This window comes from Kaistia soli DSM 19436 (genome assembly GCF_900129325.1).
Lineage (GTDB): Bacteria > Pseudomonadota > Alphaproteobacteria > Rhizobiales > Kaistiaceae > Kaistia > Kaistia soli.
Window position 1 is genome coordinate 484,515 of record NZ_FQUP01000002.1, and the last position, 23,185, is coordinate 507,699.

21 protein-coding genes are annotated in these 23,185 nt (G+C 64.7%); 4 read left to right on the plus strand and 17 right to left on the minus strand.

From position 1 onward, the window contains the following. Positions 1-19 precede the first annotated feature (19 nt). The 5 genes from BUB39_RS11790 to BUB39_RS11810 all read right to left on the minus strand — a co-directional run bounded on the left by BUB39_RS11790 (position 20) and on the right by BUB39_RS11810 (position 8,236). Complete coding sequence (locus BUB39_RS11790) at positions 20-1,756, minus strand: patatin-like phospholipase family protein (RefSeq protein ID WP_073053387.1); 1,737 nt, start codon at positions 1,754-1,756, stop codon at positions 20-22. A 9-nt stretch (positions 1,757-1,765) separates the two neighbouring features. Continuing rightward, on the minus strand, positions 1,766-2,761 hold the full coding sequence (locus tag BUB39_RS11795) for a hypothetical protein (RefSeq protein WP_073053388.1): 996 nt from the start codon (positions 2,759-2,761) through the stop codon (positions 1,766-1,768). 52 nt (positions 2,762-2,813) lie between these two features. Beyond that, positions 2,814-3,836, minus strand: a complete 1,023-nt coding sequence (locus BUB39_RS11800) for a peptidoglycan-binding domain-containing protein (RefSeq protein ID WP_073053393.1) — start codon at positions 3,834-3,836, stop codon at positions 2,814-2,816. Positions 3,837-3,939: 103 nt separating this feature from the next. Then, a complete protein-coding gene (locus BUB39_RS11805; RefSeq protein WP_073053395.1) occupies positions 3,940-7,083 on the minus strand; it encodes an efflux RND transporter permease subunit in 3,144 nt (1,047 codons plus the stop codon). A 4-nt stretch (positions 7,084-7,087) separates the two neighbouring features. Then, positions 7,088-8,236, minus strand: a complete 1,149-nt coding sequence (locus BUB39_RS11810) for an efflux RND transporter periplasmic adaptor subunit (RefSeq protein WP_342168984.1) — start codon at positions 8,234-8,236, stop codon at positions 7,088-7,090. A gap of 125 nt (positions 8,237-8,361) precedes the next feature. Here BUB39_RS11810 and BUB39_RS11815 point away from each other — a divergent pair, with 125 nt between their 5' ends. Then, positions 8,362-8,874, plus strand: a complete 513-nt coding sequence (locus tag BUB39_RS11815; protein WP_342168985.1) for an NUDIX hydrolase — start codon at positions 8,362-8,364, stop codon at positions 8,872-8,874. 4 nt (positions 8,875-8,878) lie between these two features. On the opposite strand, the gene msrB is transcribed toward BUB39_RS11815, so the two are convergent. From msrB to cyoA, 8 genes are all read right to left on the minus strand, one after another. Then, positions 8,879-9,280 (minus strand): peptide-methionine (R)-S-oxide reductase MsrB, encoded by a 402-nt coding sequence (msrB, locus tag BUB39_RS11820; protein WP_073053397.1) that lies wholly within the window; start codon positions 9,278-9,280, stop codon positions 8,879-8,881. Positions 9,281-9,336: 56 nt separating this feature from the next. Further along, the gene (locus tag BUB39_RS11825; RefSeq protein WP_073053399.1) at positions 9,337-9,804 is read right to left on the minus strand and encodes a MarR family winged helix-turn-helix transcriptional regulator; all 468 of its coding nucleotides are present in this window, start codon (positions 9,802-9,804) and stop codon (positions 9,337-9,339) included. Positions 9,805-9,888: 84 nt separating this feature from the next. Further along, complete coding sequence (locus tag BUB39_RS11830; protein WP_073053402.1) at positions 9,889-11,031, minus strand: PQQ-dependent sugar dehydrogenase; 1,143 nt, start codon at positions 11,029-11,031, stop codon at positions 9,889-9,891. Positions 11,032-11,139: 108 nt separating this feature from the next. Continuing rightward, entirely contained in the window at positions 11,140-11,916 is a 777-nt protein-coding gene (locus tag BUB39_RS11835; RefSeq protein WP_073053404.1) for an SURF1 family protein, read from the minus strand. 10 nt (positions 11,917-11,926) lie between these two features. Beyond that, a complete protein-coding gene (cyoD, locus tag BUB39_RS11840; RefSeq protein ID WP_073053406.1) occupies positions 11,927-12,325 on the minus strand; it encodes a cytochrome o ubiquinol oxidase subunit IV in 399 nt (132 codons plus the stop codon). Next, positions 12,322-12,951: a cytochrome o ubiquinol oxidase subunit III gene (gene cyoC / locus BUB39_RS11845; RefSeq protein WP_073053408.1), complete on the minus strand. Its 630-nt coding sequence runs from the start codon at positions 12,949-12,951 to the stop codon at positions 12,322-12,324. Before cyoC ends, cyoD begins: the two co-directional genes overlap by 4 nt. Further along, complete coding sequence (gene cyoB / locus BUB39_RS11850) at positions 12,948-14,957, minus strand: cytochrome o ubiquinol oxidase subunit I (RefSeq protein WP_073053411.1); 2,010 nt, start codon at positions 14,955-14,957, stop codon at positions 12,948-12,950. Before cyoB ends, cyoC begins: the two co-directional genes overlap by 4 nt. 11 nt (positions 14,958-14,968) lie before the next feature. Further along, complete coding sequence (gene cyoA, locus BUB39_RS11855) at positions 14,969-16,156, minus strand: ubiquinol oxidase subunit II (protein ID WP_073053413.1); 1,188 nt, start codon at positions 16,154-16,156, stop codon at positions 14,969-14,971. 242 nt (positions 16,157-16,398) lie between these two features. On the opposite strand from cyoA, the gene BUB39_RS11860 reads away from it, so the two are divergent. After that, positions 16,399-17,709 (plus strand): MFS transporter, encoded by a 1,311-nt coding sequence (locus BUB39_RS11860; protein WP_073054198.1) that lies wholly within the window; start codon positions 16,399-16,401, stop codon positions 17,707-17,709. A gap of 4 nt (positions 17,710-17,713) precedes the next feature. Here the strand turns inward: BUB39_RS11860 and BUB39_RS11865 are convergent, their stop codons facing one another. The 3 genes from BUB39_RS11865 to BUB39_RS11875 all read right to left on the minus strand — a co-directional run bounded on the left by BUB39_RS11865 (position 17,714) and on the right by BUB39_RS11875 (position 20,943). Continuing rightward, positions 17,714-18,247: a response regulator transcription factor gene (locus BUB39_RS11865; RefSeq protein ID WP_073053415.1), complete on the minus strand. Its 534-nt coding sequence runs from the start codon at positions 18,245-18,247 to the stop codon at positions 17,714-17,716. After that, positions 18,237-19,421: an ATP-binding protein gene (locus tag BUB39_RS11870; protein ID WP_425292908.1), complete on the minus strand. Its 1,185-nt coding sequence runs from the start codon at positions 19,419-19,421 to the stop codon at positions 18,237-18,239. The genes BUB39_RS11865 and BUB39_RS11870 overlap by 11 nt, the downstream gene beginning before the upstream one ends. A 328-nt stretch (positions 19,422-19,749) precedes the next feature. Next, entirely contained in the window at positions 19,750-20,943 is a 1,194-nt protein-coding gene (locus tag BUB39_RS11875; protein ID WP_073054200.1) for a TCR/Tet family MFS transporter, read from the minus strand. Positions 20,944-21,189: 246 nt separating this feature from the next. On the opposite strand from BUB39_RS11875, the gene BUB39_RS11880 reads away from it, so the two are divergent. Further along, a complete protein-coding gene (locus BUB39_RS11880; RefSeq protein WP_073053420.1) occupies positions 21,190-21,828 on the plus strand; it encodes a TetR/AcrR family transcriptional regulator in 639 nt (212 codons plus the stop codon). A 72-nt stretch (positions 21,829-21,900) separates the two neighbouring features. Here the strand turns inward: BUB39_RS11880 and BUB39_RS11885 are convergent, their stop codons facing one another. Then, positions 21,901-22,635 (minus strand): SDR family NAD(P)-dependent oxidoreductase, encoded by a 735-nt coding sequence (locus BUB39_RS11885; protein ID WP_073053428.1) that lies wholly within the window; start codon positions 22,633-22,635, stop codon positions 21,901-21,903. A 132-nt stretch (positions 22,636-22,767) separates the two neighbouring features. On the opposite strand from BUB39_RS11885, the gene BUB39_RS11890 reads away from it, so the two are divergent. After that, positions 22,768-23,136: a winged helix-turn-helix transcriptional regulator gene (locus BUB39_RS11890; protein ID WP_073053430.1), complete on the plus strand. Its 369-nt coding sequence runs from the start codon at positions 22,768-22,770 to the stop codon at positions 23,134-23,136. The last annotated feature ends 49 nt before the right edge of the window (positions 23,137-23,185 follow it).

Genomic DNA, 23,185 nt, shown 5'->3' on the forward strand with positions numbered 1-23,185 from the left:
CTGCATGCTCGAAAGCGGACTATGCACCGGGCTTGTCGCGGACAAAGCTGAGAATGTCCTTGCGCAGCTTCCGCCTGGCGAAAGGCCAGAGCAGGCCGAACCCGGTACTCCATGCTGATGCCATCATTCCGCCTGACGGCTTAAGGGTCTTGTAAAGATAGTCGAGCCGCGCCTCGATCTGCACGCCGAGCTGCTTCCGGCGTGCCTCCGACAATCGCAGCGGTGCCATCTGGACCGGCTTTTTCGGCTGGTTGTTCTCATCGCGTAATGACGCCATCAGCGGGATCATCGGCACGAAGCCGGCTTCGGCAGGGTCTGCCGTTTTCGAGACATAGATGCCGGAAGTGTGGGTTGCGATCTGGCTGGGGGTCCATTCCTCGCTCAGCAACGGGTTCGCCGGATCGAAGCGGAAGTTGAGCGTCAGGAACTGAAAGGCATTGTAGCGCCCGAGCAGGAAGTCATGCTTGAGCAGCGCGGTATCGAGAAAGCCGCCGAAGGCATGCAGACCGCCGGAGGCCAGTGAGGATTCGCCACCCGCGCCTTCGGGACCTGGCGCGATCAGGAAGCGGCTGAACACCTTGCTGTTGACCGCTGAGAGGATGTCCTCGGCGCGGTAGCGCGATTGATTGAGGAAGATCGAGAGGATCAGCCCTGCCAGTCCGGGAAGCGTCGCAGGACGATCCGGCATCTTGTTCGACGCGACGAAGGGATCGACGAGGATGAGTGCGCGTGTCGCCTTGTCTGACTCGCGATCGTTGACACCGGCGAGCCCGGCGAGCTCCGTATGCGTGAGACCGATCGGCTCGTTGTTGGTCAGGCCGCCATCGACCATCGGTGCTGATGGATTGCGCGTCAGCCAGGGATCGATGAGGTCCCAACGCGGTGTCATCGGGAGACGAGGGTCGCCGCCGGGCTGGGAAACCAGGGCAACGCGGGCGGCGATCTCGGGCGGCGACCGCAAGACGTCGCGGCTGCTGAACACCAGTGGAAAGGCGCAGGTGGCGAGCGCGGCGGCCTTGAGCCGGTCCCAATTGGTTCCCGACACGCTCGAAAGCGCCATTTCCCCGATCCGTGGCCCTTCCCCGGGCGCAGCGTCGCCGCCGTCGACATGCAGGGCGAAACGCGCGGTGTCGTCATGCCGCCAGAAATCGAATCCGATATTGGGGCCGGCGGTGAAGCCGACGCGATAGGGCGTTCCAATCAGGTTGCTCATCGTCACGACGAGGCGGAGCGGATCGGCGAGATATCCGCGTTGCGGCGGCGTCGCGCCATCGGGCGAGGAGGGCAGGGGCTTGCCCTCGAACCCGATCAGCGACTGGATAGCCCTCTCGATGGCCGCGGTGTCGACCAGCGACGTTACGCCAGGAGAACGAGCGCTCGCACCCGAGAGGAGCTTGTCGATCGTGACGGAGTTCGGGCCGACCCAGGCATCGTAGAACGGGTTGCCCTCCTGTGCGCCGCGCGGAAAGTCCGAGCCTGCCGCCCGAAGGAAGATGGCGCCGTTCAGCGCGCCGCCCGAAGCGCCCACCAGCGTGCTGAGCGTCACTCTGTGCGTCGGCGCCTCGGGATCGCCGCGAAGCTTCGCAGCCTCCCAGGCATCCAGCGCTTCCATGATGTAGTCGAGGACGCCCGCGGTATAGGCGCCGGCGGAAACCGTCCCCGCAAGGGCGAAGCCGATTTCGAACGTGCCCGGTCGTTCGGCGCGGACCAGCGGGAAGGTGGTGTCGAGCTCTTCCTGGGTCAGTTCATGGGACATCGCCGTCTCCTAGCCCTCGGCCGTCTTGGTGCCTTCGCCACCGGTCGGCGGCTTCGGCCCGGACGAGCGCAGATTGATGAAGCGATTAAGCAGATCGAACCAGAACGGCGCCCCGAACGAGACGGCTATGGCCGTCAGGATCCAGCCGACAAGCGCCGAAAGTGGGCTTAATTTGCCGGCAAAGAGGTTCTGTGGCGTCACAGACCGTCCATCGCAAGCGGCGCCGCAGTCGTCCCAACCGACGGGCAGCGGTGTCGATTGAAGTGTCGCGATTTCGTCCAGCGCCTTCTTCCTTAGGGCCGAGATCTCCTCGGCCGGATCCGCAACGGTGGCCGCCGTTTCGCCACCGGAAGTCGGAGTCGCTGCGTCTGCGTGCGAGGTCGCGAAGGCGGTCGCCGCGCGGACAGTGGCCTCGAGCCGGGTCGTGTCGTGCATCAGCACATTGACGATGCGAACGGTATCGACATTGAGCAGCGCGGCCAGGACGAAGCCGATGGCGAGCAGCGTCGCCTGGGCATTGCGCTTATAGGCGCCGCCGAGCCGGTCCATCGCGTCGTCGAACCAGTGGTCGACCGAGAGCTTGAAGGCAGCCATGTCGCCACCCGCTTCGTCCAGGAGGGTGCCGAGCGCCTGCCGGACGGGCCCGTCCGGCATTTTCGCGATGGTTTCCTGCATCGCGGTGAGGCTGGTCGCCTGATTGTTGCCGATCAGCGTATCGAGGAGAGCCAGCGTGAAATTGCGAGAGGGAACATAAGCCGGCCGTCGGGTTTCGGATGTCCCGGCAATCAGCGCATGGCCATAGACGAGGCGCGCCAGCTCGCTGTGCAGAGCGCCGTTCGGGCCGTTGCCGGCGCCCACCAAGGCCTCGATCGAGGATTTGAGGCCCTTGGCACGGGATTTCAGTACCGCCACGATCAGCTCGTTGACGGTCGAGGCAGCGGAACTGAGAAGCAGATAGGCAAAGCTCAGCGAGATCGCGACGCCGAGCAAGGTCACAAGGCTCATGGCCCCTCCTTGAATCAGTCACGTTCCGCAGCCGTCCGGGGGCTGCTGCCCGTCATGCGTCCACGAGCAGGTTTCTGAGGATGCGCACCTGATAGTGGAAGGAGTTGATGCCGCTGCCGTTGTAGCGACGCGCCGCATAAGGCCAGTCGCATCCGAAATCGGAACGATCCGGGATGCGGCCATAATTGGCGCTGCTGTAGTAGGCGGTCGGCCGATAGGTCTGGCTAGAACCTGGGTAGAGCGGGACGCCGGGCTCGATCGCCACCTTGCGGGCGGCCCGCGCGCAGGCGCCACAATCGGTCATGTAGCGGTGGTCGGACGATGAATAGCGGCAAAGGCGCAGCCGAAGGCGTGGATTCTCTGCGATCCGGTCGTCGGCGGTGTCGTCCGGCCCCACCACGAACCGGTTGAACTTCACCCTGAACTCTTCGATTGCGCTGGAGATATTGGTTGCGGGATCGCCGACCAGCGACGCGATCTCGGCTGGCGTCGCCGGGTGGTGGAACAAGGTGTACTGGCCGATGCCATAGCCGCGCGAGGTGATCCGGTCGGGATGGGCGGTGTCATTGCGATCGAGGCCCATGACGAGGAAAGTGTCGCGTCCGCCCGGCGCCGGCACATTGAAGTGCCTGCGGCCACTTTCCTGTTGCATCATCGCCAGCAGGAACGGCATCGGCACGCCGACGCCGGCGATTCCCTGCAGCAGCGCGATGGCACGCGCATTCTCAGCAGCGGGATTCTCGGCGGACGGTATTTTCGGAAAGGCCGGGTCGGCCATCATCGTCGTGATGATCCGGGCGAGGCGATCATCGATGCTGCCATCGACGACGAACCGCTCGCCTTCGGCATAGTCGCGCACGGCAACCGGCGCGCGACCATCCCGGCCGCGCGAACCGCCGTCATTTTCGTTGAGGTCGATCTTGAGCGCCCGGACAGCGCGGGCCGTGCCGTCGCCAAAAACGCCGTCGATGCCGCTTCCGAGATATCCGAGAGCGCGAAGAGCGACCTGCAGCTCAAGAACCGATTGCCGGAAGCCGTCTCTAGCCGTTCCCGTGATATTGGCCGGTGAAGTCATGGCGCGCATCCCCCCGGATAGCCACCTCACCTAGGATGGTGGGAAGATCAGGGAGAATGCAAGCAAAAAGTGTGTTATACGCTTCAGTTGCAACCTTGGAGAGTTAGGGTGCTTTCGGGGTGGCCGGCGTCTCGGGTTTGACGCCTTTCACACGCTCGCGGATGCTCTGGAACGTGACGTAAAGCGCCGGAATGGCGAAGATGCCGACGAGCGAGGCGGCGAGCATGCCGCCGAAGACAGGTGTCGAGACGTTGCGCCGGGCCAGCATGGCGGCGCCGGTGCCGAACACCAGCGGCGCAAGGCCGAGAATGAAGGCGAACGACGTCATCATCACAGGTCGGAAGCGCAGTCGCGCGCCTTCGGTCGCCGCCTCCAGCAGCGGCATCCCCTGTTCGCGCCGCTCTTTGGCGAATTCAACGATCAGGATGCCGTTCTTGGCGGCAAGGCCGATCAGCACGATCATGCCAATCTGGCCATAGAGATCGAGCGTCAGGTGGCCGACGACGAGGGCGAGGAAAGCACCGAGAATGCCAACCGTGACCGAAAGCAGCACCGGGACCGGGATCGTCCAGCTCTCATAGAGCGCGACGAGGAACAGGAAGGCGAACAGCACCGCGAAGCCGAGGATCATCCCCATCTGGCCTTCGGCGCGCTTCTCCTGGAACGAGATGTCGGTCCATTCGCCGCCATAGCCCGAAGGCAGCGACGTCGCGGCCACGCCTTCCATCGCGGCGAGCGCCTGGCCGGATGAGACGCCCGGCGCCGGGCTGCCCTGCACCGTGACGGCCAGCTTGTTGTTATAGCGGATCAGCGCCTGCGGCCCGAGCACGATGCGCGTTTCGACAAGGCTGCGCAGCGCGATCATTTGGCCGCTCTTGCTGCGGACATTGATGCGGCTGATATCGTCAATCGACTTCCGGTCGCTTGCTTCGGCCTGTGCCTGCACCTGCCAAGTACGCCCGAACAGGTTGACGTCGTTCACATAGGCGCCGCCGAGCGAGGTTTGCAGCGCGGCGAAGATGTCGCTGATCTCGACGCCGAGGATCTGGGCCTTGTCGCGATCGATATCGAGGAACACCGACGGATTGCTGGCCGAGAAGGTGCTGAAGACGTTCGAGAGCTGCGGATCCTGGTTGGCCGCAACGAGCAGGCCGCGCAGAACCTGCGCCAGCGCTGCCGGATCGTTGTTGCTGAGGGCGCGCAGCACATAGCTGAAGCCGCCGCCATTGCCGAGGCCGATGATCGGCGGCGGCGCCAGCGGCAGCGCGCGTCCGCCGGTGACGGTGGCCAGCTTGCCCCGCAGCCGGCCCATCACGGCCGCCGCCGAATCGTCCGATGCGGTGCGCTCGTCGAACGGCTTCAGCGAAACGATGACGAAGGCAGCATTTGGCTGCGAATAGTTGTCGACGAAATTGAGCCCGATGATCGAGGAATAGTCGGCGATCGCCGGTTCCTCCTTGAGGATCGCCTCGACCTGCGAGACGACCGCGCCGGTGCGGCCGATCGAGGCGCCATCGGGGGTCTGCACCACCACGAAGAACGCACCCTGGTCCTCTTCCGGCAGGAAGCCCGTAGGCGTTACCTTGTTGAGTGCCACGATGCCGAAGCCGGATGCGACCACCATGACGAGACCGATGATCGCGATGCGCACCAGCCGCGCGACGACGGCGCCATAGGCGTCGCGCACGCGGTCGATGCCGCGCATGACATAGCCGATCGGCCCGCGCCGCGGCCCGTGATGCGGCTTCAGGAGGATGGCGCAGAGTGCCGGCGAGAGCGTCAGCGCATTGATCGCGGAGAGCAGCATCGCGACCGCGACGGTGACGGCGAACTGGCGGAACAATTCGCCGGTGATGCCGCCGAGAAAGGCCACCGGGACAAAAACCGAGAGCAGCACCAGCGTGATGCCGATGATCGGCGCGGTGATCTCCGTCATCGCCGCCTTGGTCGCCTCCTTCGGCGACATCTCGGGATGGTGTTCCATCTTCGCCTCGACCGCCTCGACCACCACGATGGCGTCGTCGACGACGATGCCGATGGCAAGGATCAACGCCAGCAACGAGACGGTATTGGCTGAATAGCCGATGGCGTTCAGCACGATGAAGGTGCCGATCAGGCTGACCGGCACGGCGATGGTCGGGATCAGCGTCGCGCGGAAATTGCCGAGGAACAGGAAGACGACGAGGACGACGAGGACGAAGGCTTCGATGAGCGTGTGCTCGACGACCTCGATCGTCGCGCTGACGAAGGTCGTCGGGTCGTAGGTGACCTTCCAGTCGAGATCCTCGGGGAAGTTCCTTTTCGCTTCGTCAAGCTTGGCCTTGACGGCGGCAAGCGTCGAAAGCGCATTGGCGCCAGGCGCCTGATAGATGCCGATCAGCGTCGCGGGCGAACCGTTGAGCCGCGTCGATCGGTCGAGATTGGCGGCGCCGAGCTCAAGCCGCGCCACGTCGGCCAGGCGAAGCACCGAGCCGTCGGCATTGGTGCGGACGATGATCTTGTTGAACTCGTCGATCGAGGACAGCCGGCCCTTGGTCTGGATGTTGAGCTGCAGTTGTTGGTCGTCCGAAATCGGCTGCGCGCCGATGCGCCCGACCGCTGCCTGCACGTTCTGGCTCTGGATCGCCTTGATGACATCGGCGGTCGTCAGCCCGAGGCCCGTCAGCCGGTCGGTCTGCATCCAGGCGCGGATCGCATAATCCTGCGGCCCGAACAGCCTCGCGTCGCCGACGCCCGGCGTCGAACGGATGTCGTCGACCAGGTTGATGGTGGCGTAGTTCGAGATGAACAGCTCGTCATGCGTCTCCTTCGGCGAGGAGAGCGCAATGACGCCGAGGAGCGCGGACGATTGCTTCTTGACCGTGACGCCCTGCTTCTGGACGTCCTGCGGCAGCTTCGACAGCGCCACCTGCACGCGGTTGTTGACGTTGACGGCGTTGATGTCGGGATTGGTGCCGAGCTCGAACGACACCAGCAGCGAATAGCTGCCGTCATTGCCGCTGACGCTCTTCATGTAGATCGACTTGTCGACGCCGACGATCTGGCTTTCGAGCGGCTGCGCGATCGTCGCCTCGACGACGGCCGCCGATGCGCCCGGATAGAAGGTCGTGACCGAGACCTGCGGCGGGACGATATCGGGATATTGCGCCACCGGGATCGCCAGCAGCGAGACAAGGCCGGCGATGACCGTCACCAGCGCGATGACGATGGCGAAACGCGGGCGGTCGACGAACAGGGAGGAGATCATGGGCTCAGCCCGCGCCCGGCAAGGTCGCAGCCGGCGTGGCGGTCACCGGGACGCCGGGTCGCAGCGCCTCGATGCCCTGCACGATGACCTGGTCGCCCGCCGCGAGACCGTCATCGACGATGGCGCTCGTGCCGCTTTCACCGCCGAGGGTCAGGCGGCGTGTCGCCGCCTTGCCGTCCTCGACTACGAAGACATAGACGCCCTTCTGATCGGCGATCAGCGCCGACTGCGGCACCAGGATCTTCTCGACCGGCTGTTCGAGCTGCAATGCGACCTTGACCAACTGGCCGTCGATCAGGAGCCCGTTCGGATTGGCGACCTCGGCGCGGACGAGCACGCTGTCCGTCGCGCGGTCGACCGAGACGTCGACAAAGTCGATCTTGCCCGGAAATTCATAGGCGGTGCCGTCCGAGAAACGGATGAGCACCGACAGCGCGCCTGTGCCCGTCATGCGGTCAGCGCTTTTCAACGTCAGGAATTCGCGCTGGCTGATCGGCATGGACACGAACATCGGATCCTGGCTGACGATCGTCGTCAGCACGCCGCTGTCAGGCCCGACGACATTGCCCTTGGTGACGCTGGTCCGGCCGATCAATCCGGTGATCGGCGACTTGATCTCGGTGTAGCCGAGATTGATCTCGGCGGTCTTCAGGTTCGATTCCGCGATCTGGACGTCGCCCCTGGCGGTGAGTTGCTCGGCCTGGCGCTGATCGCGGGTCGCTTGCGTGCCGGTCTGCGTCTTCAGCAATTCCTGGGCGCGGGCAAGCTGGGCGTCCGCGAAGGCGGATTGGCCGCGCGCCTTGTCGAGCGCACCCTGGGCCTGTGAGACGGCCGCCTCGAAAGGCGCCTGCTCGATCCGGTAGAGGAGGTCACCCTCCTTCACCTGCTGGCCTTCCTTGAACAGGACCGCGTCGAGATAGCCGGTGACGCGCGCGCGGATCGACACGCGCTGCATCGCCTCGATTCGCCCGACAAACTCCTTGGCCGGGTTGATCGGCTGCGCCTCCACAACGACGGTGCCGACGCGCACCGGCGCGGCGTCCTGCGCTCTCGCCGGGGGAGAAGCGGGCAGAAGCACCAGCGCCAGCAGCGCCGCGGAAACCAGACGGAGCGCCGGACGGTCACCGCCCCTGATCCATGCTCGATTGTTCAAGCTCGCCATCCCCCGAAAGCAACGCGCCGCACGATCCTGTGCCGCGCTTCAGCGCAGCGGCATGGCGACCACATGTTCATCCATAGCCGAGAATTGCTGTCGCGACACCCCGTATCGCGGCGGTGTTGCTTGACAGATTCGCGAGCGGAAGTCATCGAGCCGGCGCGGCGCCATCTGGTGAAGGGCGGGGGAGAATTCTGGAAAAGACGATTACCATCGCGGCGGCGCTGATCCTGCGCGAGGACGGAAACGTGCTTCTGGTGCGCAAGAATGGGTCGCCGGTCTTCATGCAGCCGGGCGGCAAGATCGAGCCCGGCGAGACCGCGGCCGAAGCGCTCCGGCGGGAACTGAACGAGGAACTCGGCCTGACGATCGCGGTGGACGAGCCCATTCCGCTTGGACGTTTCGCGGCGGCGGCGGCCAATGAGCCCGGCTATCGCGTCGAGGCTGAACTTTTCCTGCTGGCCGCGACGGACGATGCGCAACCGGGCGCGGAAATCGCCGAGATGCGCTGGGTCGATCCCGACGTCCTCGGCGCGCTTGAGATTGCCACTTTGTCGCGCGATCACATCCTGCCGCTGAGCCGGCCGCCGCAGCGCCTTCTGGCACTGCTCGGCCGGCATCGAAGGGGCGCCTGACCGGTCAGGCCGGCTCAAAGTTCATGGCGACGCCGTTAATGCAATAGCGCAGATAGGTCGGCGCCGGTCCATCCTCGAAGACATGCCCGAGATGGCTGCCGCATTGCGCGCAGTGGCATTCGGTCCGCACCATGCCGTGGCTGCGATCGACAGTCGTCTCGACGGCGCCCTCGATCGGGTCATTGAAGCTCGGCCAACCGGTGCCGCTCTCGAACTTGCCGTCGGCCGCGAAGAGGGCCTGGCCGCAACCGGCGCAGAAGAATGTGCCGGGGCGCTTCTCGTGTAGCAGGGCGCAACTGCCGGGATACTCCGTGCCATGCTGCCGCATGATCCGGTACTGCTCCGGCGTCAGCAGCTTCCTCCACTCGTCGTCGCTGCGGGTGACGGGAAACGGCGTCGTCAGCATGATGGTCTCCTCGATACTGGGTTTCGCTTATATGGGGCGGAATGGCCGTCGCGGCATCAGTCCTCGCTCTGCAGCCTCAGCGCATCGCGCAGCGCCGACACGGCGACTGTGAGGCGGCCGATTTCGGCGATATCGAGCCCCGCCTTTTCAGCGATGCAGGCCGGAACGGCCTCGGCCTCGCGACGCAGGCTCCGGCCACGTTCCGTCAGGTGAATCCGAACCTGGCGCTCGTCGGAAGCATCGCGAAGGCGCGTGACGAGGCCATTCGCCTCGAGGCGCTTCAGCAGCGGCGTCAGGGTGCTCGATTCAAGCAGAAGCCGATCGCCGAGCGCGCTGACGGTTTGCCCATCCTGCACCCACAAGACTGTCATGACGAGGAACTGGGGATAGGTAAGGCCGAGCGGCTGCAAGAGCGGGCGATAGATCTTGTTGAACGCGTGGCTCGCGGAATAGAGCGCGAAACACACGAAATCATCGAGGCGCGGCACCGGGCCCGATGAAACAGCTTCTCCGCTCGTGGTCATGCCAACACTCCGTGCCGATCCACCCTTCAGATAGATCGTGCACGAGACAATCGCAAGCGGACTATCCTCCCGCCACTGTCCCGTCTAGCTTGGAGGCTTGGCCGGAACGAGCCGCAGCAGGCGGCCTGGATCGTCGTCCTCGATCAGCCAGAGCGCCCCATCCGGCGCCACTGCGACATCGCGGATGCGGGCGCCCATCTCCCAGCGCTCCGTTTCATTCGCGTTGCCCTTGCCGTCGAACGTGACGCGCACCAACGCGTCCACAGCGAGGCCGCCGATGAAAGCTGACCCGCGCCATTGCGGGAACATGCTGCCCTCGTAGAAGACGAGACCCGCCGGTGCGATGACGGGATTCCAGTAGAGCGCGGGCGCCGCGAATTCAGGACGCGTCGCATGGCGCGGGATCGCCGTGCCATTGTAGTTGTCGCCGTTGGAAACGATCGGCCAGCCATAATTCCGGCCCGGCTCGATCAGGTTCAACTCGTCGCCGCCGCGCGGGCCCATTTCGTTCAGCCAGAGCGCGCCATCGGGCGCGAAGGCGAGGCCATAGGGGTTGCGGTGCCCGGTGCTCCAGGTCTCGCCGCGCACCCCGCCCGCCGCGGCATCGGGATTGTCCGGTGCGGCCTTCCCGTCAAGCGTCACCCGTAGCACCTTGCCGCGCGCCTCATCCGGGTTCTGCGCGCTTTCGGGCCGCATACGGTCGCCAACGGTCAGGAAAAGGTGAGTTCCTGCGGGATCGAAGGCGATGATCCCGCCCGGCTGCCCTCCGCCGCCTTCCGGCGTCTGGCGCCATATGACGACAAGATCGTCGAGGCGCCCTCTCCCGTCCACCTCCTCGAGGCTCAGCTTCGCGCGCGCCAGCATCAGAGTGCCGCCGCTGCCCTCGGGCGCGACATAGGTCAGGTAGACGATCTGGTCGCGCGTGAAATTCGGCGACGGCGCGATGTCGAGCAGGCCGTTCTGGCCCTTCGCCGCGACCGCCGGCACATTGCCGATCGGCATCTTCTGGCCGCCCTCCGTTACCAGGAAGAGGTGGCCCGGCTTCTCGGTGACGAGCATCCGTCCGTCCGGCAGGAAAGCGAGGGCCCAGGGCGTATCGAAGCTCGCGACTTCGGTCGCCGCGAAAGGCTTGGTCGTGCTCGGCTTGTGATCGCCGGCGTTGACGCTGGCGGCATGGGCGCTCGTCGTGAGCAGGAGCAGCAGGGCGGCGGTCGCGATCGGTTTCATGGGATATCAATGCGTCGGACGACGGTCGGTTCACGCGATATAGGCGGGGCCGTCGAGGACGAAGGCTACGCAGCAGCGTTTTCCGAACACATTGACGTTACGCTGCGCTCAGCGGGCGGCGCGGCGCTCGCCAAGCACGACATAGACCATCGCGGCCGCAAGCAGGGCCGCCATGCCGAACCAGGTCAGCGCATAGATGAGGTGGTTATTGGGGAAGGCAATGACGGTGAGCCCGCCGATCGGCAAGCCGCCCGGATTCTCCGTCGCGTCGGCATCGACGAAATAAGGCGCGACCGGACCGAGATCCTTAGCCGCTGCGATAGCCGCGACATCGCGCGAATACCAGCGATCGGCTGCCGGATCATTGGCGCGCAGGAAGCCGCCGCCCGGCTCCGAAATGCGCATCAGCCCGGCAAAGGCCGTGTCGCCGGCGATCTGGCCCTCGGACCTAGTCGAGGCATCGCGCCGGTCGCCGGGCACGAAGCCGCGGTTGACGAGCACGGTGAATCCCCAATCAGTCGCAAAAGGCGTCATGACCCAGAAGCCGCCTCCACGTTCGGTGACGGCCTGGACGAGCGTCTCGCGATCATTGAGGAACTGGCCGGACAGCGCGACGCGGCGATATTCGTCGTCGCGCGCGTTGATCGTCGGCCACTCCGGGGGGCCGGGCGCGGCGACCGGTGCCGCGTCGACGCGCTCCTCGACCTTTTGGATGAGGTCGAGCTTCCAGCTGCGACGCTGCAACTGCCAGGCGCCGAGCGCCGTCAGAAGAACCACCGCGCAGCAGCCCACGGCGATCAGGGCGGTCAGCCGCCATCGTGGTTGCGCGACCTCAGGTGACGCCTGCGGTCCCACGCCCCCGCCGGGAGCGCCGGTTCCGCTCATGGGCGCTGGCTCATGGCAACTGGCTCATGTCGTGGCCGGGCATCATATTGGTGTTGAGATGATACATGACCCACAGCGATCCGGTCAGCGCGATGACGACCAGGATCAGCGTGAAGAGCAGCGCCATCATCGACCAGCCGCCCTCGGCCTTCATGTTCATGTGCAGGAAGCAAATCATGTGCACGAAAATCTGCGCCACGGCAAAAGCGATGATCGTGATCGCCGTGACCTGCGTCGGCAACGTGCCGCTCATCACCAGCCAGAACGGGATCGCTGTCAGGATCACCGACAGCACGAAACCGACGGTGTAGCTCTTCAGCGTACCCTGCGGATGCGCGGCATGATCGTGGTCATGGTCATCGCCATGATGGTGGCCGGCAGGCGCAGCGGCGTCGGCAGTCGAGCTCATCGCAGCATCCCCATGAGATAGACGAATGTGAAGACGCCGATCCAGATGACGTCGAGGAAGTGCCAGAACATGCTGAGGCAGGCGAGCCGGCGCTGGTTTGCAGCGATCAGCCCGCGCCGCTTGACCTGGACCATCAGCGTCACCAGCCAGATCAGGCCGAAGGTGACGTGCAGGCCATGCGTCCCGACCAGCGTGAAGAAGGACGACAGAAAGGCACTGCGCTGCGGCGTCGCGCCTTCATGGATCATATGGGCGAACTCGTAGAGTTCGATCGACAGGAAGGCGAGGCCGAACAGCCCGGTCACCGCCAGCCAGGCCTGCAACTGGCCCGTACGGCCACGCTGCATCGCCAGCATGGCGAAGCCATAGGTGATCGAGGAGAGCAGCAGCATCGAGGTGTTGAGCGCCACGAGCGGCAGGTCGAACAGGTCCTTCGGCGAAGGACCCGCGGCATAGCTGCCGCCGAGCACGCCGAAGGTCGCGAACAGGATCGCAAAGATGAGGCAGTCGCTCATCAGATAGATCCAGAAGCCGAGCGCGGTGCTGCCGCCCTCTTCGTGCTCGTGCTCATCGGCGAGATAAAAGCGCGGCGCGCCTTGCGTCGTCGTCAGGGCGGCGTCGCTCATTTCGTCACCTCCGCGGCCAGAAGGCGCGTGCGTGCGGTCTCGGTCGCGAGGATGGCTTCCGCTGGAATGCGGAAGTCGCGCGCATAGTTGAAGGTGTGGCCGATCGCGACCGCCAGGAGGCCCACGAAGCTCACGGCCGCCAGCCACCAGATATACCAGATCAACCCAAAGGCGAGCGCGATGCTGAGGCCGGCGAGGATCACGCCGGTGCCGGTGTTGCGCGGCATCAGGATGGGCTTGAAGCCAGTTTGCGGCCGCGTATAGCCGCGATGCTTCATGTCCCACCACGCGTCATTGTCATAGACAACAGGCGTGAAGGCGAAGTTGTAGTCCGGCGGGGGTGACGAGGTCGCCCATTCCAGTGTTCGGCCGTCCCAGGGATCGCCGGTCGTATCGCGGAGGCTCTCGCGACGGCGGATGCTGACGGCGAGCTGGATCAGGAAGAACAGGATGCCGAATGCGATCAGGACGGCGCCGAAAGCTGCGATGACGAACCAGATTTGCAGCGCGGGATCGTCGAAGACCCTGAGGCGACGCGTGACGCCCATCAGCCCGAGGACATAGAGCGGCATGAAAGCGAAGTAGAAGCCGACGACCCAGAACCAGAACGACAGTTTGCCCCAGAACGGATCGAGCTTGAAGCCGAACGCCTTCGGGAACCAGTAGTTGATGCCGGCGAAGAGCCCGAACAGCACGCCGCCGATGATGACGTTATGGAAGTGGGCGATCAGGAACAGCGAGTTGTGCAGCACGAAATCGGCCGGCGGCACGGCAAGCAGCACGCCGGTCATGCCGCCGATGACGAAGGTCAGCATAAACGCCATCGTCCACATCATCGGCAGTTCGAAGCGAATGCGGCCGCGATACATCGTGAACAGCCAGTTGAACATCTTCGCCCCTGTCGGGATCGAGATGATCATGGTCGTGATGCCGAAGAAGGAGTTCACGCTGGCTCCCGAGCCCATCGTGAAGAAGTGGTGCAGCCAGACCAGATAGGAGAGGACGGTGATGACGACGGTCGCATAGACCATCGACGTGTAGCCGAAGAGACGCTTGCGCGAGAAGGTCGCGGTGACTTCCGAGAAGATGCCGAAGACCGGCAGGATCAGGATGTAGACCTCGGGGTGGCCCCAGATCCAGATGAGGTTCACGTACATCATCGGGTTGCCGCCGAAGTCGTTCGTGAAGAAGTTCGTGCCGACATAGCGGTCGAGGGTCAGGAGCGCGAGCACGGCCGTCAGAACCGGGAAGGCCGCGACGATCAGCACATTGGTGCAGAGCGCGGTCCAGGTGAAGACCGGCATCTTCATCATGGTCATGCCTGGCGCGCGCATCTTCACGATCGTGCAGATGAGGTTGACGCCCGACAGCAATGTCCCGACGCCCGCCACCTGCAGCGCCCAGATGTAATAGTCGACACCGACATCGGGGCTGTAGCCGATATTGGACAGCGGCGGATAAGCGAGCCAGCCGGTGCGCGCGAACTCGCCGATGAACAGCGACATCATGACGATGACGGCGCCGGCCGCGGTCATCCAGAAGCTGAAATTGTTGAGGAAGGGGAACGAGACGTCGCGCGCGCCGATCTGCAGCGGCACGATGAGGTTCATCAGCCCCGTGACGAGCGGCATCGCCACGAAGAAGATCATGATCACGCCGTGCGCCGTGAAGATCTGGTCGTAGTGATGGCTGTCGAGATAGCCCTGGCTGCCGCCGAACGCGATCGACTGCTGCAGGCGCATCATGATGGCGTCGGCGAAGCCGCGCAGCAGCATGATGATGCCGAGCACCATGTACATGATGCCGATCTTCTTATGGTCGACGCTGGTGAACCACTCGCGCCAAAGGTAGCCCCAGAGCTTGAAATAGGTAATCGCGCCAAAGACGGCGAGGCCGCCCAGCGCGACGACGATGAACGTGCCGACGACGATCGGCTCGTTCAGCGGCAGGGAATCGAGCGTCAGGCGGCCAAAGACCGCGTGCAGGACAGGAGCATTGTCGGACATGGGCGCGGGGGTCACGAGTTCGACGGCCGGCGCTCGCCGGTCAGGAGAGTGAGCGAGGGGGTGCGGACCGGCGTGAAGCCGGGAACGGCCGTGCCGGGAAGCTGCAGGCCCGAGCCGATCAGCGGGCTGCCAGCAGGAACGGAGGCCGGCAGGGACCGGCTCGCCATCATCGCGGCCGCCTCTTCGGGCGTGCAGATGCTGGCCACATAGCCGGGTTCGGCGCCGAGCACGCTGCCGCGACGTCGGTACTTGTCATATTCGAGAGGCAGGACATTGTAGACGCCGGCCATGCCGAGGCCGCCCTTGGCGTCGATCGCCATCATTTCGCTCATGCACATCTTGCCCGGCTCGACGCAGCGATTGAGGATGCGGCGGTAGAGATCGGGATCGACGGAGGCGAAACGCTGGACGGGAACGGCCTCGCTCGGCCGTTCGATCTGAAGATAGGCCGCACGATCGAGACCGCCCTGACCCTTCTTGCCATCGGCAATCCAGGTGTCGAAATCGGCGGTGCTGAGCCCGTGGAAGGCGAACTTCATCTGCGAGAAGCCGGCGCCGCTGTAATTGGCCGAAAAGCCTTCATAGGTGCCGGCCCTGTTGATGACGGCGTGCAGCTTGGTCTGCATGCCCGGCATCGCATAGATCTGGCCTGCCAGCGCCGGGATGAAGAACGAGTTCATCACGGCGGAGGAGGTGATGCTGAAATCGATCGGCCGGTCGACGGGCGCGGCGAGTTCGTTGACCGTGGCGATGCCGTAGTCCGGGTAGATGAACAGCCATTTCCAGTCGAGCGCCACCACCTCGACCCGAAGCGGCGCCACCTCCTGCGTGACGGGCTGGCCGGCGGCGAGACGATCGAGCGGGCGATAGGGATCGAGCAGATGCGTGCCCATCCAGGTGACGGCGCCGAGGCAGATGATGATCAGAAGCGGCGCGGCCCAGATCACGAGCTCGAACTGGGTCGAGTGATCCCAGTCGGGCTGGTAGTTCGCTTCCTTGTTCGAGTGCCGGTAGCGCCAGGCGAACAGGACCGTCAGCGCCATGACGGGGACAATCACCAGCAGCATCAGCACCGTCGAGACGATGATGAGGTCGCGCTGCTGGACCGCCACGTCGCCGGCCGGCGCGAGGACAACCATGTTGCAGCCGCCGAGCAGCACCGCCGCCGGCAGCAAGGCTAGGGAACGAAATCGGTTCACTGTTCGGACCTGTCCCGGGGAGCATCGCATGACCGAGACAACTAGATGCAGAGCCGCAAAGGCGGCACTGGACAATTTGTCCAATGCCGGTCGAGGCCGTCAGGGAAGAGAAAGTCTGCGGGGAAGTGCGGACTCCGTCCGATCCTGACTTAAGATTGGCGCTGGCCCAGGATCGGCGCCCACCAAGGAGCGCATGCGAGATGACTGCTGAGACGGCGACGTCACCGCCGACCGCGACGCCGATGGCGACGGAAGCCGAAAACGACGCGGTGCGCATCCACGGACGTCACGGCTCCGTCGAGCCTGGCGAGATCGCGATCGGCGTTGTCATCGGCCGCGCTTCGGAGTTCTTCGACTTTTTCGTCTATGCCATCGCGTCGGTCGTGGTCTTCCCGAAGCTGGTCTTCCCGCAGTTCGATCCGCTGACAGGGACGCTCTATTCCTTCGCGATCTTCGCGCTCGCCTTCATCGCCCGTCCGGTCGGCACGGTGATCTTCACCGCGATCGATCGCCGCTATGGCCGAGGCCTGAAACTGACGCTGGCGCTGCTTCTGCTTGGCATTTCGACGGTGGCGATTGCCTTCCTGCCCGGCCATGCGCAGATCGGCGTTGCCTCGGCCTGGGTGCTCGCCGGGCTTCGCATTGGCCAGGGCCTCGCCTGGGGCGGCTCCTGGGACGGGTTGGCTTCGCTGCTGGCGCTGAATGCCCCCGACACACGCCGCGGCTGGTATGCGATGATCCCGCAGCTCGGCGCGCCTGTTGGCCTCATCATCGCGAGTGCGCTGTTCGCCTTCTTCGTCGGCCATCTTTCAGCAGCGGACTTCTTCGACTGGGGCTGGCGCTATCCGTTCTTCGTCGCCTTCGCGATCAATGTCGTGGCGCTGTTCGCCAAGCTCCGCATCGTCGTAACACCGCAATATGCGGCGCTCTATCAGACGCGCGAGCTGCAGCCGGCCCGCATCCGCGCGACCCTGCAGGCCGAAGGGCGCACGGTTCTGATCGGCGCGTTCGCCCCGCTTGCCAGCTTCGCCCTGTTCCACATGGTGACCGTGTTCCCGCTGTCCTGGGTATTCCTGTTCACGCGGGAGACGCCGGCGCGCTTCCTCTATATCGAGGCACTCGCTGGGATCGTCGGCGTCGCCTCGATCTTCGCTTCGGGCTTCCTGGCCGACAGGTTCGGCCGCACGGCGCTGCTCGGAACCTGCGCCGTGGCGATTGCGGTCTTCAGCGGCTTCGCACCGCAACTGCTCGACAGCGGCCTTGTCGGCGAGGCTGTCTTCATGGTCGTCGGCTTCCTGCTGCTCGGCCTTTCCTTCGGCCAGTCGTCAGGCGCGCTCGCCTCGAATTTCTCGCCCGCCTATCGCTATACGGGCGCGGCACTGACGGCCGATCTTGCCTGGCTGTTCGGCGCGGGCTTCGCGCCCTTCGTGGCACTCTATTTATCGAGCCATCTCGGCCTGATCTCCTCGGGCCTCTATCTGCTGTCCGGCGCCGTCTGCACGTTGCTGGCGCTGGGCGCGAACCGACGGCTGGAAATGGCCGCGCCGCGCTAGCAAGTCACCTCACGCGGGACTTCTCGAGCTTTCGCGCGAGCGTCCGGCGATGCATGCCGAGCCGGCGCGCCGTTTCCGAGATATTGAACCCGGTCTCGGCGAGCGTTTCGTGGATACGCTCCCATTCGAGATTCTTGATCGAGGTCGGCCGCTGCGTCAGCGCGACCGAGCTGTCGCCGTCGGCCCGTTCGAAGGCGGCGATGATGTCGTTGGTGTTCGACGGCTTTGGCAGATAGTGGCACGCGCCGAGCTTGATCGCCTCGACGGCGGTCGCGATGCTGGCAAAGCCCGTCAGGACGACGATGCGCATCTCAGGATCGTGTGCATGCAGCAGCGCGACGCATTCGAGCCCGGAGCCGGAATTGAGCTTGAGGTCGACGACGGCATAACGCGGCGTCACGGTTTCGAGCAGCGTGCGAATGCCGTCGAGACCATCGCTTTGATGCACGACGAAGCCGCGCCGCTCGAGCGAACGGCGCAGTGCGCGGGCAAAGGATGCGTCGTCTTCGACGATCAGCAGCGGCTGTTCAATGTCCAGGATCGCCTCCTGTCGCGAGCGAGGCGAGCGGCAGCGCCAGCGTCACGCACGCGCCGCCATCCGCGCCGTTCTCGGCTGACACGGTGCCGCCGAGCTTGCGGATAACATTCACCACCAGGAAGAGGCCGAGGCCGCCGCCCGGCCGCCCCTTGCTGGAGCGGTACGGCTTTCCGAGCGTCTCCAGCATCGCAGGCTCGAAGCCGGGCCCGGCATCGGAGACGGCGATGACGATCGTGTCGGCCTGCCGTCCCGCGACGACGCCGATCCATCCGGGCGATGCCTCCAGTGCGTTGTCGAGAATGTTGAAGATCACCTGCTTCAGGGCCGTGTCGGAAATGATGGCCGCGTCTGGCTCGATCAAACTCGAATAGTCGATCACCGCCGGCGAGCGCGTCTCGCGCCATTCGCTGACCGTGTCGTCCAGGAAACGCGTCGCCGTGGTGCGGATCGTACCCTCGCCACGCGCATCGCCCGACGAGATCAGGATGCCCGAGACGATCGCCTTGCAGCGATCGAGTTGCGATTGCATCTCGGCGATTTCGCCCGCGATCTCGGGGTCCGCGCCAAGCTGCGGCATCCGCTGCCAGTCGCTGAGGATCACCGAGAGCGTCGAAAGCGGCGTCCCGAGCTCATGCGCCGCACCTGACGCGAGCAGGCCCATGCGCACGATGTGATCCTCCTCTACCGAGCGTTGCCTGAGCTCGGCGAGCCGGGCATCGCGTGCCTTCAGATTGTGCTGGATGCGGGTCACGAAGAACACCAGCAGCGTTGCGGCCAGCACATAGCAGATGAACATGCCCTGGATATGGAGGCCGAGCAGCTCGCCACTATGGGCCTGTGGCATGTCGAGGGCGCGGAAGCTGAAGGTCAGGAACAGGAAGCACCCGGATGTGACGAGCACCAGCATCCAGGCCGACCACGCATCGACGAGCACGGCGCCGAGGATCACCTGCAGGAGATAAAGTGACACGAAGGGGTTCGAGGCGCCGCCGCTCAGATAGAGCTGCAGCGTGAGCGCGCTGACATCCAGCATCAGCTCAAGGAAGAGCTCGGAATTGGAGATCGCCTGTCGTCGCATCTGACGCAACAGGCTGACGATATTGAGCAGCACCAGAAAGCCGAGCACGGCAGCCATCTCGGCCAGCGGCAAGGCGATCGCCAGCACGAAATGCACATAGACGATGGTCAGTATCTGGCCGATGACCGCGAGCCAGCGGAGCTGGACCAGCAGAAGCAGGTTCTTCTTGTTGGTGAGGTCGCGGCGGTCGGTAATCTCGCTTGTCTGAATGACCCTGCTCCATGCTCCGGTCGCCCCGAAGATGATGCGGACCAGACCGCCGGCAAGCCGTCCGACCGATCAATTCGCCGAGGGGTTCGAAACGTTGACCGGGGAAGTCGCCATAGCGGCGCCCCATGTCAAGAGCGAGGCGGACGGCGGGCGGAAGGCGCAGTCGCGGTCGATCCCCTATCTCGGCCTCCGTTTCACGGCGCTGATGGATCGCTCAGTCGCCCTCAGGACGCCGTTCTCCGGTGCGTGTTCCAAGCAGGACCAAGGGGACCGCAGCGAGATTGACCGCGGCGACCAGAAGCCAGATGGCGCCAGGCCAGGAGGACTGAACGGCGACGTAGAAGGTCGAAAAGCCAAGCGGTGCGACAATCGAGGCAAGGCTGACGATCGAGGCGAGAACGCCCTGGAACTGGCCCTGCCTGCCCTCCTCGACGCGGCGCGTGGCGAGGGCTTGCAGCGCGGGAACGCCGATGCCGCCCAGCGCGAAGAACGGCATCACCGCGAAGACGACCCAACTCCGGCTGGCGAAGGCCATAATGAGGAGTGCAGTTGCAGAGCAGCAGATCCCGAGGAGAACGGCGCCGCGTTCGCCGAGCCGCCGCGCTGCCGGCCCGGGCAGGAACGCCTGAACCAGCGTCTGGCAGATCCCGAAGGCGCCGAGCGAGAGGCCGATCCAGACACCATTCCACGCAAACGTGTCGCTGCCCCAAAGCGCCCAGCAGATTCCATAGGCCTCTCCACCGCCCGCCAGGACGAAGAAGACGAGGATGATGGGCAGAAGGGTCTTCATCGAAAGGAGCCAGCGCAAGGGGGAAAGAGGATTGAGCGTGGCGATCGAAAGTGTCTGTCGGGTCGGGACACGCGATTCCGGCAAAATCACCAGGGCAAGCAGGAAGTTGCCGGCCGTCAGCACGGCAGCCGCGATGAAGGGAAGCCGCAGCCCGATGTCGCCGAGCAATCCGCCCAGAACCGGCCCGATGATGAAGCCCGCGCCGAAAGTCGCGTTGAGCAGGCCGAAGCGTCGGGCGCGTTGGTCGCTGGTGGAGACGTCGGTGAGATAGGCCGAGGCGACGGAGACATTGGCGCTGGTAAGGCCGGCGATGGCGCGACCGAGAACGATCATCCAAAGCTGCGGCGCCACCGCCATGACAAGATAATTGATCGCGGCGCCGCCCAGCGAAATGAGCAGCACTGGCCGGCGTCCAAGCGTATCGCTCAACGAACCGAGCACCGGGGCGAAGACGAATTGCATGGTCGCATACAGCGCGGCGAGGATCCCGATAAAGGGCGCGACGTCGGCAGTGTGGGTCACGTCGACCAGCAGCCGCGGCAGGATCGGAAAGATCAGGCCGATCCCGATCGCATCGAGACAGACAGCGGCGAAGATCACGACGAGAGACCGGTTCATGGCGACCATCAGCTGTTCGCGAGGAGCGGCGCAGGCGCGACGGGCCCACAGTCACCGATCTCGCCCTGCGGCCACCCCGCTAGATCACCCCAGTTCACGATCCGCTCATCCCTCATCGCATGCTCCCGCTAACCGAACTCATATACTCACTATAAAAATATACTGAGTACATATTCGTTACCGCGCGAGCCAAACCGGGTCAAGCGAAACTTGTACCGGGTACAGAATCGATGCTATCCGGAGCGCATGTCCGAGCCGACCGACCGCCGCAGCCGCAAGCGCCTGGCCACCCGACAGGCCATTTCAAACGTCGCCACGAAACTTTTCTGGGAGCGGGGCTTCGATGCCGTGACGGTCGACGAGATTGCCGAAGCCGCCGATGTCGGGCGAATGACGGTGTTCAATCATTTCCCCCGCAAGGAGGACATGTTCTTCGACCGCGAGGCTGAGGGTCGGGAAGTCCTGCGCACCGCATTGCGAAGCCGGGATAACGGTGTCGCGCCGATCGAGGCGCTCCGCGACTTGGCGCACCGCCTGGTCGCGGACCAAGCGCCTTATGTCGTGTTTTCCGGCGAAAGCCAGAGCTTCGTCAGGACGATCGAGGCGAGCGAGACCTTGAAAGCGCGGGCCCGGGCGATCCGCGACGAACTCGCGGAAGTCGTAGCGTCGGCGCTGGCCGAGACGGTCGGGCGCGATGCCGGCGATCGGGATGCGCATCTCGCGGCCGCCATGCTGCTGGCGATCTGGGCCACGGCGTTCACTGAGGCGCACCGGATATACGAGCGGAGTCAGAATTCCGAGGCCGCGCGGTCTTCGCTTCTTGCGATCATCGATCAGGGAACGATCGGTGTGGTCGCTGCGATGGCTGGGACGCCTTACGCATAGTCGGCGTCCCGCAGATGTCATTGAGGGCTCCGATCCGGAGATCGAAGCCCTCGCACTGATGAGACCTGTGCCTCAGACCTGCGCCAGCCCTCCGTCGACGAAAATCTCGCCGCCGGTCATGAAGCTGCTATCCGCAGACGCCAAGAAAGCTGCCACGGCGCCCGTCTCCGACGGAACGCCGATGCGCCCGATTGGCGTGGTCGCGCCCAGCGCATTCATCGCGTCCTCGCCCACGACCTCGAACGAAAGCTCCGTCGCTGTCGGTCCGGGCGAGAGCACATTGACACGGATACCCGTACCGCGCAGGTCGAGCGCCCAGCTGCGCGCCAGGTTACGAATGGCCGCCTTGGTTGCGCTGTAGACGCTGAACTGCGGGGTGCCCATGACGCTGGTGGTCGATCCGGTCAGGATGATCGAGCCACCGGCCTTCATCAGCGGAAGCGCCTTCTGGACGGTGAACAGCACCCCCTTCACATTGACGCCGAAGGTATGGTCGATCTGCTCGGCGGTGATCTCTCCAAGCGGCGCCAGGCTTCCTGTCCCGGCATTGGCAAAGACGATGTCGACGCCGCCCCGCTCTTCCCTGACGGTCTGATACAGCCTATCGAGATCCGCCGGTTCCGTCACCGACCCCTGGACGGCGCGCGCCGACGAACCGAGCTGCGCCAGGGCCGCGTTGAGTGCCTCTTGTCGCCGTCCGAAGATGTAGACGAACGCGCCTTCCTCGATGAACCGCTTGGCGGCTCCAAGCCCAATACCACTTCCGCCCCCCGTTACCACCGCTGTCTTGCCTTGCAGTCTGCTCATGATGTGCTCCTTCAATGAGGTTGCACTCAGGTGGCTGGCCACCCACTTATCAGCAAGTATGCACCTTTTGGTAAGTGCCAAGAAATGTCACACGAACCTCTCGACCCCGTTTTGCCGCAGCCCGAGGGCCGCATGCCGTCACTGCCGGGCTTCACTTGCGGGCTTGACGCCACGCTCCGTGTCGTCTCCGGCAAGTGGAAGCCGTTGATCATCTACTTCCTCGCCCAGGAGGGTCCCATTCGCTACGGCGAGTTGCGCCGCGCGGTGCGCGACGTCAGCGACAAGATGCTGATCCAGCATCTGAAGGAACTCGAGGCCGACGAACTCGTGAAGCGGACCGATTTCCGGGAGATACCCCCGCGGGTCGAATACAGCCTCACTCCGCTCGGCCGAAGCCTGGCAGAAGCGCTCGTGCCGCTCTGCAATTGGGGGGTCGAGAATATGGTCGAGGTCAAAAGGGTGTTCGAGCAGCGTCAGGCCGGGGACGCCAAGGGTCGCTAGACGACCCCGTCGACGCGCCCACGCGGTTCCGGTGCAGACCGCATTGCTG

Bases quoted from the DNA above. Each gene is read 5' to 3' on its own strand.
- BUB39_RS11800 (WP_073053393.1), bottom strand. From the start codon at position 3,836: ATGACTTCACCGGCCAATATCACGGGAACGGCTAGAGACGGCTTCCGG.
- BUB39_RS11805 (WP_073053395.1), bottom strand. From the start codon at position 7,083: ATGATCTCCTCCCTGTTCGTCGACCGCCCGCGTTTCGCCATCGTCATC.
- BUB39_RS11860 (WP_073054198.1), top strand. From the start codon at position 16,399: ATGGCGACGGAAGCCGAAAACGACGCGGTGCGCATCCACGGACGTCAC.
- cyoD (WP_073053406.1), bottom strand. From the start codon at position 12,325: ATGAGCTCGACTGCCGACGCCGCTGCGCCTGCCGGCCACCATCATGGC.
- BUB39_RS11830 (WP_073053402.1), bottom strand. From the start codon at position 11,031: ATGAAACCGATCGCGACCGCCGCCCTGCTGCTCCTGCTCACGACGAGC.
- BUB39_RS11825 (WP_073053399.1), bottom strand. From the start codon at position 9,804: ATGACCACGAGCGGAGAAGCTGTTTCATCGGGCCCGGTGCCGCGCCTC.
- BUB39_RS11790 (WP_073053387.1), bottom strand. From the start codon at position 1,756: ATGTCCCATGAACTGACCCAGGAAGAGCTCGACACCACCTTCCCGCTG.
- cyoC (WP_073053408.1), bottom strand. From the start codon at position 12,951: ATGAGCGACGCCGCCCTGACGACGACGCAAGGCGCGCCGCGCTTTTAT.
- BUB39_RS11875 (WP_073054200.1), bottom strand. From the start codon at position 20,943: ATGAACCGGTCTCTCGTCGTGATCTTCGCCGCTGTCTGTCTCGATGCG.
- BUB39_RS11835 (WP_073053404.1), bottom strand. From the start codon at position 11,916: ATGAGCGGAACCGGCGCTCCCGGCGGGGGCGTGGGACCGCAGGCGTCA.
- msrB (WP_073053397.1), bottom strand. From the start codon at position 9,280: ATGCTGACGACGCCGTTTCCCGTCACCCGCAGCGACGACGAGTGGAGG.
- BUB39_RS11880 (WP_073053420.1), top strand. From the start codon at position 21,190: ATGTCCGAGCCGACCGACCGCCGCAGCCGCAAGCGCCTGGCCACCCGA.
- BUB39_RS11795 (WP_073053388.1), bottom strand. From the start codon at position 2,761: ATGAGCCTTGTGACCTTGCTCGGCGTCGCGATCTCGCTGAGCTTTGCC.
- cyoB (WP_073053411.1), bottom strand. From the start codon at position 14,957: ATGTCCGACAATGCTCCTGTCCTGCACGCGGTCTTTGGCCGCCTGACG.
- BUB39_RS11890 (WP_073053430.1), top strand. From the start codon at position 22,768: ATGCCGTCACTGCCGGGCTTCACTTGCGGGCTTGACGCCACGCTCCGT.
- BUB39_RS11885 (WP_073053428.1), bottom strand. From the start codon at position 22,635: ATGAGCAGACTGCAAGGCAAGACAGCGGTGGTAACGGGGGGCGGAAGT.